Annotated in this window: 10 protein-coding genes; 2 read left to right on the forward strand and 8 right to left on the reverse strand. The window is 67.4% G+C overall.

Annotation, left to right across the window (positions count from 1 at the left end; translation table 11 throughout):
• Nucleotides 1-14: 14 nt before the first annotated feature.
• From FKQ52_RS14100 to FKQ52_RS14110, 3 genes are read right to left on the reverse strand one after another with little or no spacing between them, the layout of a single operon-like run.
• Entirely contained in the window at nt 15-3290 is a 3276-nt protein-coding gene (locus FKQ52_RS14100) for an error-prone DNA polymerase (protein ID WP_141627770.1), read from the reverse strand.
• Nucleotides 3287-4897, reverse strand: coding sequence for a DNA polymerase Y family protein (locus FKQ52_RS14105; protein ID WP_168196869.1), 1611 nt, complete (start codon nt 4895-4897; stop codon nt 3287-3289). The genes FKQ52_RS14100 and FKQ52_RS14105 overlap by 4 nt, the downstream gene beginning before the upstream one ends.
• Nucleotides 4803-5456: a hypothetical protein gene (locus FKQ52_RS14110; protein WP_141627772.1), complete on the reverse strand. Its 654-nt coding sequence runs from the start codon at nt 5454-5456 to the stop codon at nt 4803-4805. Before FKQ52_RS14110 ends, FKQ52_RS14105 begins: the two co-directional genes overlap by 95 nt.
• A gap of 178 nt (nt 5457-5634) precedes the next feature.
• On the opposite strand from FKQ52_RS14110, the gene FKQ52_RS14115 reads away from it, so the two are divergent.
• Entirely contained in the window at nt 5635-6783 is a 1149-nt protein-coding gene (locus FKQ52_RS14115; RefSeq protein ID WP_240811662.1) for an N-acetyltransferase, read from the forward strand.
• Nucleotides 6784-6791: 8 nt separating this feature from the next.
• Here the strand turns inward: FKQ52_RS14115 and mscL are convergent, their stop codons facing one another.
• From mscL to aroA, 5 genes are all read right to left on the reverse strand, one after another.
• Nucleotides 6792-7211 carry a large-conductance mechanosensitive channel protein MscL gene (gene mscL, locus FKQ52_RS14120; protein WP_141627773.1) on the reverse strand — a complete coding sequence of 140 codons (420 nt, stop codon included), beginning with the start codon at nt 7209-7211 and terminating at the stop codon, nt 6792-6794.
• Between the two features lie 14 nt (nt 7212-7225).
• The gene (locus tag FKQ52_RS14125) at nt 7226-7507 is read right to left on the reverse strand and encodes an integration host factor subunit beta (RefSeq protein WP_141627774.1); all 282 of its coding nucleotides are present in this window, start codon (nt 7505-7507) and stop codon (nt 7226-7228) included.
• Nucleotides 7508-7749: 242 nt separating this feature from the next.
• Complete coding sequence (rpsA, locus tag FKQ52_RS14130) at nt 7750-9453, reverse strand: 30S ribosomal protein S1 (protein ID WP_141627775.1); 1704 nt, start codon at nt 9451-9453, stop codon at nt 7750-7752.
• 159 nt (nt 9454-9612) lie between these two features.
• Entirely contained in the window at nt 9613-10263 is a 651-nt protein-coding gene (gene cmk, locus FKQ52_RS14135; protein ID WP_141627776.1) for a (d)CMP kinase, read from the reverse strand.
• The gene (gene aroA / locus FKQ52_RS14140) at nt 10260-11504 is read right to left on the reverse strand and encodes a 3-phosphoshikimate 1-carboxyvinyltransferase (RefSeq protein WP_240811818.1); all 1245 of its coding nucleotides are present in this window, start codon (nt 11502-11504) and stop codon (nt 10260-10262) included. The genes cmk and aroA overlap by 4 nt, the downstream gene beginning before the upstream one ends.
• Nucleotides 11505-11809: 305 nt before the next feature.
• On the opposite strand from aroA, the gene FKQ52_RS14145 reads away from it, so the two are divergent.
• Nucleotides 11810-12277, forward strand: coding sequence for a TIGR02300 family protein (locus FKQ52_RS14145; RefSeq protein ID WP_141627778.1), 468 nt, complete (start codon nt 11810-11812; stop codon nt 12275-12277).
• The last annotated feature ends 14 nt before the right edge of the window (nt 12278-12291 follow it).

Genomic DNA, 12291 nt, shown 5'->3' on the forward strand with positions numbered 1-12291 from the left:
TGCCGGCCCTCCCCTCAGTGAAAATCCCGCGATCCCGGCAACACCCGCACGTCCCTCGGATGCCGTCCCCGCGCCGGGGCATGGGCTGAGCCCGGCGCGGCATCCGGCGACAAATGGCCCAGCATGGGCGTCCAGTCCTCCAGCTCCTCGACCACCAGATGGGTCACCCCCTCGGCGGTCTGCACCTTACCCCGGGCCAGCACCATCCGCGCGCCCATGGCCACCGGGCGCAGCCGTTCGAACACGTCGGGCCACAGCACAAGATTGGCCACGCCGGTCTCGTCCTCCACGGTCATGAAGCAGACGCCCTTGGCCGTGCCGGGCCGCTGGCGGACCAGCACCACGCCCCCGACCGCCACCCGCCTGCCGTTGGCCTCCGCCGGATAAGCCTCCGCTGTCCGCGCCCCCGCCGCCTCCAGCCGATCGCGCAGATAGCGGACCGGGTGCCCCTTCAGGGACAGGCGGATCGTCTGATAGTCCCCGACCACCTCCTCGGACGGGGCCAGTTCCGGCAGAGCCTCGGGCGGGCGACCGTCCGCCTCGCGCAGGCCCATCGCCTCGAACAGGGGCGCAGAGGCCGCCGGCGGCGCCCCGCGCGCGGCCCACATCCCCTGCCGCCGGCTCAGTTTCAGCGATCCATAGGCGTCCGCCTCGGCCAATCGATCCATGGCGGCGGGCGTCAGCCGCGCCCGCAGGTGAAGGTCGTCCAGATCGGTGAACGGCCCTTCCGCCCGCGCCGCCATGATGGCCTCGGCCCACCCCTTCTTGAACCCGTCAATGGCCCGCAGGCCGAGACGCATCGCCCTGCGCCGCCGCCGGGGGCGCGGCTCCAGCGTCGCGTCCCAGTCGCTCAGGTTCACATCCGGGTGCCGCACCTCGACCTTATGCTCCCGCGCATCCCGCACGATCTGGGCCGGGGCGTAGAAGCCCATCGGCTGGCTGTTCAGCAGGCAGGCGGCGAATACATCCGGGTACAGCCACTTCACCCAGGCCGACACATAGACGAGGTGGGCGAAGGAACAGGCGTGGCTCTCGGGGAAGCCATACTCCCCGAACCCCTTGATCTGGTTGAAGCAGTTCTGCGCGAACTCGGGGTCATAGCCGCGCGCGACCATCCGCCCGACCATCAGTTCCTCATAGTTGCCGATGGTGCCGTTGTGGCGAAACGTCGCCATGGCCCGGCGCAGGCCATTGGCCTCATCGCCGGTGAACTCGGCGGCCACCATGGCGATCTTCATCGCCTGCTCCTGAAACAAGGGAACGCCCAGCGTCTTCTGCAGCACCCGCGTCAGCTCCTGCGGGTCCGCCGTCGATCCCGGCATCTGGAAGACATAGGGCTCCCGCCGCGCCTCGGCGGCACGCCGGTCTGACCGCCGCTGCAGATAGGGATGCACCATCTTGCCCTGGATCGGACCGGGCCGGACGATGGCGACCTGCACCACCAGATCATAGAACTCGCGCGGTCGAAGCCGGGGCAGCATCGACATCTGGGCCCGGCTCTCGACCTGGAAGACCCCCAGCGAGTCCGCCTTGCACAGCATCCGGTAGACGCCCCGCCGCTCGGACGGCACCGCCGCCGTATCCTTCAACGGCCGCCCGTAGGTGTCCTCGATCATGCGGAAGGCGCGCTTCATCGCCGTCAGCATGCCCAGCGCCAGCACATCGACCTTCATCAGCTTCAGATGATCGATGTCGTCCTTGTCCCACTCGATGAAGGTGCGGTCGTCCATCGCCGCATTGCCCACCGGCACGATCTCGATCAGCGGCGTCCGGCTCAGCACGAAGCCGCCCACGTGCTGGCTCAGGTGGCGCGGGAATTTGATGATCTCGGCCGTCAGCTCCAGCGCCAGTTTCATTCGCGCGTCGTCGCGGCTCAGCCCCGTGCGATCGACGTGTTCGTCCTTCACCGCATCGCCCCACGAACCCCAGACCGTATCGGCCATGCGCGCCGTCACATCCTCGGTCAGACCCAGCGCCTTGCCCACATCACGAATGGCCGACCGCGGACGGTAGTGGATGATGGTCGCCACGATGGCCGCCCGGTCGCGGCCGTAGCGCTCATAGACGTACTGCATCACCTGCTCGCGCCGTTCGTGCTCGAAGTCGACGTCGATGTCCGGCGGCTCGGATCGCTCGGACGAAATGAAGCGCTCGATCAGCACATCCTGCTTTGTCGGATCGACATTGGTGATGCCAAGGCAGAAGCAGATCACCGAATTCGCCGCCGAGCCCCGGCCCTGACACAGGATCGGATCGGGTCTTGATCGGGCCCAAGCGACCACATCGTGCACCGTCAGGAAGTAGGAGGCGTAACCGAGGGCCTGAACCAGCCGCAGTTCCTTGAGGATCGTCGCACGGATATGCGGTGGCACGCCTTGGGGCCAGCGCATCCTCGCCCCCTTCAGAGTCAGTCGAGCCAGCCAGCCCTGCGGTGAATACCCGGCCGGAACTGGTTCGTCCGGGTACTGATATTCCAGTTCCCGCAACGAGAACGTACACGCCCGCGCCACCTCCATCGTCCGCATCAGAGCCGCCTCATGACCCCGGAACAGACGCGCCATCTGTTCGGGAGGCTTCAGGAAACGCTCGCCGTTGGCCTGCAGCCGCCGTCCCGCCTTGTCGATGGTCGTTCCCTCGCGGATGCAGGTCAGCACGTCCTGCAGCATCCGCCGGTCGGGGTGGTGATACAGCACGGAATTGGTGGCGATCATCGGCGCGCCGGTGCGTTTCGCCATCGCCGCCAACCGGGCCAGCCTGCGCCGATCATCGCCCCGCCACAGGGGCGCCGCCGCCAGATACAGCTCATCCGGCCAGGCCTTTCGCCACATCGCCAGCCGCGCCTCGAACGCCGCATCCACAGCTTCGGGAGCGGGGACAAGGGCGATCATCCCTTCGCCCAGCCCAACCGCCTGTTCGAACGTCAGTCGCGTCTCGGCCTTTTCGATCCGTTCGCAGCCGGCCTGCGCCCCCGGTTGCGGAACAGCCTCGCTCTTGCCCAGCGTCAGCAGGCGGCACAGCCGCCCATAGGCGGGGCGGTCACGCGGAAAGACCATGAGGTCTGTCCCATCGGTGAAACCCAGCCGAGCCCCGACGATCAGGGGGAGGTCCACCTCTTCGGCCCCCATCAGGGCGCGCACCATCCCGGCCAGCGTATTGCGGTCCGCCACCCCCACGGCGGCCAGCCCCAACGCCTTGGCCTGATGCATGATCTCGCCCGGATGGGACGCCCCCTCCAGAAAGCTGAAGTTGGTGATCGCGCCCAGTTCAGCGTATCGGCCATCCCAGCTCATGCCAGCACCCCGTGCATCCACCAGCTCGGCGCCCGACGGTCATCGCCCGCACCGGTATAGTCCCAGCCGTACCGCCCCTCGCGGAACAGCCAGTAGCGCCCACCCTCGCCGTCCTCGACGCGGTAGTAGTCACGGGTTCGCATCTCACGTCCGTCCGGACGCGGCCGCCACCATTCGGGCGACAGGCGCTCCGGCCCCTCGGCCCGCACGATGCGCCGGCTGACCCGCCTCCAGGTGAAGCGCGCGGGCGCCCCGTCGGGCAGGTCGAACACCGGGTCCTCCAGCGGTTCCGGCGGCTCCAGCAGAAGGATCGGCCGCCGTCCCACCTCGGCCCCGTCCGCCGTCGGTGTCCGCCCCAACATGGGGACCAGCCGCTCGGCCCGTTCCGGAATCCAGCTGTCCACCGGTTCGGGCGTCAGCACCCGATCCTCGCCCAGCCGCGCGGTCAGCCGATCAATCAGCGCCGCCAGACTCTCGGCCTGCCTCGCCTCCGCCTCGCTTTCCAGCGCATCCTGCCGCGCCGTCATCGGCTCGGTCAGATCCGCGCTCAGCATCAGGGCGTCCAGGCCGAAGCCTAACTCCAGCCGCCCGAAACCGGCCTCGCGAAACAACCGCATCCAGATCGTTCCGTCCCGTCCGGGCAGGCCCATCCTCACCGACAGGCAGGTCGTTTCGCCGTCCGTGCGGAAGCCGGTCAGGGTCAGGGCCTTCGCCCCCTGCCCGTCCTGTTCCAGCGCCCGGGACAGGTCATCCGCCAGTTCCGGCAGCCGCATCTCCACGCCCTCCACATCCCCCAGCGGCTCGGCGAAGGCCTGCCAGACACGATAGCGCGGGGGCGGCCGCACCGGGGTCAGCGCCTCGCCCGAGTGCCCCCGCGCCTGATCCAGCCGCTTCACCAGACCGATGACGTCTCCGTCCCGAAACCGTCGCGCCAACCCGGCTCGCGGCATGGCGTATAGGCTGCCCACGGTCTTCAGCCCCAGCCGCCGGGCGCCCGACACCGTCCGTTCGTCCAGCCGGAGGGCCTCCACCGGCAAGTCGGCCAGCAGGTCCGACAGGGTCTCGTCGGTGGCGACAGGGTCTCGCTCCTCGCCCCAACGCGCCAGGGCCCAGGCCGCCCCCGGTGTCGGCGCCATGGAGACGCGCGCGGTCGCCCCCGCCTCGGCCAGCCGGTTGCGGATCAGCGCCAGAAGGGCCGCCTCCCCGCCGAACAGATGGGTCGCCCCGGTCACATCGAGGAACAGGCCTTCCAGTCCGTCACCAGACAAATCGAGACTAACCGAGGGCGACCAGCGCTCGGCCCAGATCGCCAGCGCCTCAAGCGCCCGATGGTCGGCGGCGACGTCGGCGGGCCGACAAAGCAGATGCGGGATCATGGCCAGCGCGTCCGCCTGGGTCTGCCCCCGACGCAGTCCCGCCGCCCGGGCCACCGGGTTCAGGGCATGGATAACGGCCGCGCCTCGCCGGTTCTTCAGGATCAGGGCGAACGGGTTTTGTGGATCAAGGACGGGATCAGGCGGCGAGGCCGGTCGCCGCGCCCGTTCCAGCGATCGGCGGCGGACGGAAACCGGCCAGTCGATCAGCCAGACGGAGACGATGCGTTTCATCATCCTGCTCCATCATCCAGACGCCGGTGCGTTCGCCCCGGCCACGCGTCAGTTCGGCCATCAGACGGGCTCTCCCCGGCGCGCGGGGATCGTCGAGGTCCGCCGCGGACAGGCTCGTCACGACCCGCCAGCGTCGTCGCGCGGCGCTGAGACCCTCCGGCGTGCGTGGCAGCATCACCCCGGTGGCGCCGCCCGCCTTCGCCGCGAACTCCAGCCGCCGAGACTGCGCCAGACTGACGCCGTCCACCGCGCCCATGGCCAGCGCCACCGCGCCGGACCGCAGGGCCTGTTCCAGCACCCACAGCCCCTCGGCCGCCGTCGACACCGGCGTCAGGATCAGGGCCTGTCCCGGCAGTCCCGGTCCATAAGGCCGGCCATTCTCCCCCAGCCAGGCCCGGGATGCGGCGATCAGCACCGGCCGCTCGTCGACCTTTGATCGCCGTGACAGGGCGAACAGGAAGGCCGCAGCCCGGTCACGGGGCATAGGCGCGCACACCTCCTCCAGGGACTCGGCGGCCTCCGGAAACGGCTCCAATGACAGGGCGGAATGGGGGGACATGACGGGCTCGGAACGACAGATGTTCATTATTTGTTCCGCCCGTCCCGGAGTCAAACCGGAATCGCTTCGCGTGTCGAAAGACACCGCTGAAATCTACTCCTGATTGCAGAACTGGTCCGGTCCATGCACGTTTCCGGACCGGAACCTGTCATGGTTCCCGAAACGGGACAGCATCGTCATGGCGCTGAGAGAGATCACCGAGAGCGACTATCCGGCCATCCAGGCCCTGCACCGCAGCGTCGGCTGGCCCGAACGGTCACTGGCCGGCTGGCGATGGCTTCACGCCAACCCTGCCCGCCTCGACATCGGCGCGCCCGCCGGCTGGGTCGCCGACGGCCCCGACGGAGAACCCGCCGCCCATGTGGGCAACCTGATCCAGCGCTTCCGCTTGGGCGAGCGGCGCCTGCATGGCGCGACCGGCTTCAACATCATCGTGACGCCGTCCGTGCGCGGGACCAGCCGCCGGATGCTGCAGACCTTCACCACCCAGCCGAACGTCTTCGCCCGCTATACCTTCAACGCCAATTCGAAGTCCCAGCCCCTGTATGTCCGGCACGGCATGCGGTCCTGGCCGGAACAGACCCATGCGGTGAAACTCAGCTGGGTGGTCTCACCCCTGCCTCTCGCGATCAGCAAGGTCTGGCGCAAGCTGTACGGCCTGGCGCCCAAAGCCATTTCGGGTCTGGGCGAGCAATTGATGAACGACCGCCTGGGTCGCACGCCTCGCCTGTCCCTGCCGCCGGGTGTCAGTCTGCTGGACGACTTCAGCGACGCCTCTCCCTATGCCGCCTTCTGGTCCGCCCTGACCCAGGATGGTCGGCTGCTGGCCGACCGCAGCCCGGAGATCCAGCGGTGGCGGCTGCAGGACCCTGATCTGTCGGAACCTCCGCTGACCCTGGCCTTCGAGCGGGACGGCGTGATGGTCGCCTACGCCATGGCCATGATGGCCAAATCGAACATCCTCGAGCCGCCGGTTCTGGAAATCCTCGATCTGGAGGCCCTGCGCAGCCACGCCGACGCCATTCCGGTTCTGATGACGGCCCTGAAGGACGCCGCCCGGATCATGGGCGCGGCCAAGTTGAGGCTTTCAGTCGTCACGCCGGAGGCCATGGCGCGGCTGAGGGACTTCACCCGAACAGCTCGCAATGAGGGTGGCTGGGGCCACTGCCATGTGCAGTTCGCGACGGATGCGCCGAATACGGCCCTTTGGTCGCCGACGCCCTATGACGGCGACTACGCCATCTGCCTGCGCCCCATTCCTTTAGATGCGATCCACCACGGGGCGCGCAGGCCCCTTCGAACGTCACAGACCGCATCCAAGGCCTGAGCCGCGATCTAGGCTTTAGGGCGCGCTTTCAGTTCGTCGCGGATTTCCGCCAGCAGAGCCTCGGTCGCGGTCGGGGCAGCAGGGGCTTCCGGCGCGGCCGCCTGCTCACGACGGAGCTTGTTCACCAGCTTGACCATCAGGAAGATCACCACCGCGACGATCAGGAACTGGATGACGGTGTTGATGAAGGCGCCGTACTGGATGGCCACCTTCTCGACGTCAGCTGTGGCAGGGTTCTCGGGAACCAGAACCCACTCCAGATTCGAGAAATCCACCCGCCCCAGAAGCAGGCCGACCGGCGGCATTACGATCTGCTCGACCAGACTGGTGACGATCTTGCCGAACGAGGCGCCGATGATCACGCCGACGGCCAGATCAATGACGTTGCCGCGGGCGATGAATTCCTTGAACTCGGTAACCAGTCCCATGGGGCTCCTGTGGGTCAGTCAGCGTTCAGCCGCTCGCGCAGCTCCTTGCCGCTCTTGAAGAAAGGCACCGCCTTGGCGGGCACCTCGACCGACTCGCCTGTGCGCGGGTTACGACCGGCGCGCGCCGGGCGGCCCCGAACAGAAAAGGCTCCGAAGCCGCGAAGTTCCACGCGCCCCCCGTCGCCCAGAGCATCGACCATACGGCCGAGCACGACATTGACCACACGCTCGACCTCGGCATGGGTCAGATGCGTGTTTTCCGCCGCGAGCTTTTCGATCAGCTCTGATTTGATCATGCAGGCCCCCGCCCTTTTCAGCCCGTCCCGGGCACATACGGGTGCATCTGAACGCCGGATGCAAGCCCACCCTAACGCTCGCGCGACGAGGGAAAAAGGGCCAAAGCCGCGCTGAGGGACCAAATTGTGAGTTAACCGTCGGCAACCGCACACAAAATTCCGATTGGCAGGGATGCGGGCACGAAAAAGGCGGCCGGATTTCTCCGACCGCCTGATCCGTCTTCAGTCTGTAACGAAGGGGCTTAATCCTTCGAGCCGGCCTTTTCGCGCAGGGCGGCTCCCAGGATGTCGCCCAGCGAGGCGCCCGAGTCGGACGAACCGAACTGTTCAATGGCCTCGGCCTCGTCCTTCATTTCCAGGGCCTTGATCGACACCGAGACGCGGCGCGAGGCCTTGTCGATGCCGGTGACCATGGCGTCGACGCGATCGCCGACCGAGAAGCGCTCGGTGCGCTGCTCGTTGCGGTCACGCGACAGGTCCGACTTGCGGATGAAGGCGGTCGCCGGAGCGTCGTCTTCACCGAACTTGACCTCGATGCCGCCGGTCTCGATCGCCGTCACGGTGACGGTGATCTGCTGGCCCTTCTTGAACGTGTCGCCTTCCATCGGATCGCCGCCGAGCTGCTTGATGCCCAGCGAGACGCGTTCCTTCTCGACGTCGACGTCCAGGACCTTGGCCTTGACGGTTTCGCCCTTGCGGTAACGCTGGATGGCTTCCTCGCCCGACACGTTCCAGTCCAGGTCCGACAGGTGGACCATGCCGTCGATGTCGTTGTCCAGGCCGATGAACAGGCCGAACTCGGTGGCGTTCTTGACTTCACCCTCGACGGTCGAGCCGATCGGGTTGGCGGCCACGAAGGCATCCCACGGGTTGTCCTGGGCCTGCTTCAGGCCCAGCGAAATACGGCGCTTGGAGGCGTCGACGTCCAGCACGACCACGTCGACTTCCTGCGAGGTCGAGACGATCTTGCCGGGGTGGACGTTCTTCTTGGTCCACGACATTTCCGAGACGTGCACCAGACCTTCGACACCGGCTTCCAGCTCCACGAAAGCGCCGTAGTCGGTGATGTTGGTGATGCGGCCCGACATCTTGGCGCCGACCGGGTACTTGGCTTCCACGCCGTCCCACGGGTCGGCCTGCAGTTGCTTCATGCCCAGCGAGATACGTTGAGTGTCCGGGTTGATCTTGACGATCTGGACCTTGACGGTGTCGCCGACGGCGAGGACTTGCGACGGGTGCGAGACGCGCTTCCACGACATGTCGGTGACGTGCAGCAGGCCGTCGATGCCGCCCAGGTCAACGAACGCACCGTAATCGGTGATGTTCTTGACGACGCCTTCGCGGACTTCACCCTCTTGCAGCTGGCCGACCAGCTCGGTGCGCTGTTCGGCGCGGGCTTCTTCCAGGATGGCGCGACGCGAGACGACGATGTTGCCGCGCGGACGGTCCATTTTCAGGATGGCGAAGGGCTGTTCCTTGCCCATCAGCGGAGCGACGTCGCGCACCGGACGGATGTCGACCTGCGAGCCCGGCAGGAAGGCCGAGGCGCCGCCCAGATCGACGGTGAAGCCGCCCTTGACGCGACCGACGATGGTGCCGTTGACGGGTTGGCCGTCGGCGAAGACGACTTCCAGACGGGTCCAGGCTTCCTCGCGGCGAGCCTTGTCGCGGCTGATGACCGCTTCACCCAGGGCGTTCTCGACGCGCTCCAGATAGACTTCAACGTTGTCGCCGACCTTCGGGATCACGGCGCCTTCGCCGATGCCGAATTCGCGGGCCGGGATGCGGCCTTCGGTCTTCAGACCGACGTCGATGATCAGGATGTCCTTTTCGATGCCGACGACGCGGCCGTGGACAACCTGGCCTTCGCCGAGGTCACGACCCTGCAGGGTCTCATCAAGCAGCGCCGAGAAATCGTCGCGGGTGGGGGAGAGGGTATCGGTCATGTAACTCTGGAGTTGGAGAAAAGGGTCTCTGCGCGCGACCGGAAGGTCCCGCGCGAAGGGGTTCAAAAGGGGAAATCAGGTCGTCTGACGCGAGGCTTCAAACTCAGCCAGAGCGCCCGCGGAAGCCGAGGTTTGGAGCGTTGGATTTGCGGACCGGGCCTAGAGACCCTGTTTCGCGCGCGCCGCCTCGACGATACGGCGGGCCGCATCGAAGGCCGTCTCTATATCCATATCGGTCGTATCCAGCAAGACGGCGTCTTCAGCCTGCACCATGGGAGCCGCGCCGCGCCCGGCGTCGCGCTCGTCCCGCTTGATGATGTCGGCCAGCATGGCCTCGAAGGCGATGTCGTGCCCGCGCGCGGTCAGCTGCTTCCAGCGCCGGGTCGCCCGCACTTCGGGCGTGGCCGTGATGAACAGCTTGGCCGGAGCCTCCGGCGCGATGACCGTGCCGATATCGCGCCCGTCCAGCACCGCGCCGCCCGTCTGCGCCGCAAAGGCCTTCTGGAAGGCCAGCAGGGCCGCGCGCACGCCCGGATAGCCGGCGATCCGGCTGGCGGCCTCGCCCGCCTCTCCGCTGGTCAGCCGGTCGGTGTCGGTCAGATCGCCGGCGTTCAGAGCCTGCGCGACAGCCTCCGCGGCGGCTTCATCATCCAGAGACTTGCCCGCGTCCAGCAGACCCACGCCGACGGCGCGGTACAGCAGGCCGGTGTCCAGATGCGCCAGCCCATAGGTCGCGGCCAGCCGAGCGGCGATGGTGCCCTTGCCCGAGGCAGCGGGGCCGTCAACGGCGATGATGAGGGAAGCGGTCATTGGTCTGCCGCGATATCCGCCCCAAGGCCGTTCATCAACTCCACGAAACCCGGGAAACTGGTGGCGATCATGTCCGGCTCGTCGACGGTGACCGGCTGTTCGGCGGCGAGGCCCAGCACCAGATGGCTCATGGCGATGCGGTGATCGTGGGCGGTGTGCACCGTCCCGCCGCCCCGCACGGGCCCACCCGTGACAATGAAGCCCTCGGGCTCTTCCTCCACGGCGACACCACAGGCGCGCAAGCCGTCGACCATCAGCTTGATGCGGTCGCTCTCTTTGACCCGCATCTCGCCCACGCCGCGCATGACGGTGACACCGTGGGCGAAGGCGGCCGTGGCGGCCAGGATCGGATACTCGTCGATCATCGAGGCCGCGCGATCTTCCGGCACGACGACACCCTTCAGCGCCGAATGGCGGGCGGTGATGTCGCCGACCTCCTCACCCCCGGCCATGCGGCGGTTTGTGATGGTCAGGTCCGCGCCCATCTCCCGCCAGGTCTCGAACAGACCGGTTCGCAGCGGGTTCAGCATGACGCCCTCGACCGTGACGACCGAGCCCGGAACCACGAGCCCTGCCGCCAGCGGGAAGGCCGCCGACGACGGATCGCCCGGCACCGCCACGAAGGTCCCCGTCAAGGACTGCCCGCCCTTCAGCGTAATCGTCCAGCCCTCGCCGTCTTCCACAACGCTGACCTCCGCTCCGAAGGCGCGCAGCATCCGTTCAGTGTGGTCCCGGCTCTTCTCCGGCTCGGTGACAGTGGTCACGCCCCCGGCGTTCAGCCCGGCCAGCAGGATGGCCGACTTGATCTGGGCCGAGGCGACCGTCTGCACATAGTCGATGCCGGTCAGCGTCCCGCCGGTCAAACGCAGCGGCACCCGATCCTCGGCGGTCAACCAGTCGAAGGTCGCGCCCATTCCAGCCAATGGGCCAGTGACACGCTTCATCGGACGTTTTCGCAATGAAGCGTCCCCGTCGAAGGTCGCGGTGATCGGATAGCCGGCCGCCGCGCCCATCAGCAGGCGCACGCCCGTCCCGGCGTTGCCGCAGTCGATGACGCTGTCCGGGGTGCGGAAGCCCCCCTGCCCCGTGATCCGCCAATGCCCGTCCCCCAGCCGCTCAACCTGCGCGCCGAAGGCCTCCGCCGCCCGGGCCGTGGCCAGGACGTCGTCGCCCTCAAGCAACCCCTCAACCTCGGTCACGCCGGTGGCCATCGCCCCGAAGATCATCGAGCGATGCGACATGCTCTTGTCGCCCGGTGCGCGCACGGAACCGGTCAGCGCGCGGCTGCGACGGGCGGTCAGATGTGTGGTGTTCGTCACCCAGCGGTCTCCGAAAGGGCGTGTCAGGCGCGGGTGGCGGCCATTTTTGCTTCAGGTCTACGAGACCTGAATCCAAAAAATGGCCCAAGCTCCAAAGTTCGGCGAAATCTGAGTTCGGGAGCGCGCAGCGCTCCTGAACCGATTTCGCCGGAGAGAACGTTTTTGACAGCGGCTCCAAGGGGTGGCAAGGGACGCGCCCGAATTCCCCGAACGTGAGAGGCGCCTCCGTGGCTAATCCCGAACTGGGCCAGAAGCAGGTCTGTCCGAACTGCCAGGCCAAATTCTACGACCTCAACCGTCGTCCGGCCCACTGCCCCAAATGCGGCACCGACTTCGATCCCGAAGAAGCCCTGAAGCTGCGCAACCGCCGCGGCCGTCCGGCCGGCTACCCGGCCGACGACGAGGCTGAAGATCAGGTCAAGGACAAGAAGGTCGACGGCGACGAGGACGACGAGGAAGAAGCCGTCTCCACGCCCGAGATCGACGAGGAAGGCCATGAGCCGATCCTGACCCCGGACGACGACGATGACTCGCCGACCGACCCGACCGAAGAGCCCGGCATGGGCGAGGCCGGTGAAGATGACGATGACGTCCTGGGCGACGACGACGATGACTCGGTGCCCTTCATCGAGGACGAAGACGATGACGACTCGTTCGAGGACGAGATCGGCAAGCCCGAAAAGGACGAGGACTAACGCACTTCCGGGCG

The sequence above is a fragment of the Brevundimonas sp. M20 genome (assembly GCF_006547065.1).
In the GTDB taxonomy this organism is placed as follows: domain Bacteria; phylum Pseudomonadota; class Alphaproteobacteria; order Caulobacterales; family Caulobacteraceae; genus Brevundimonas.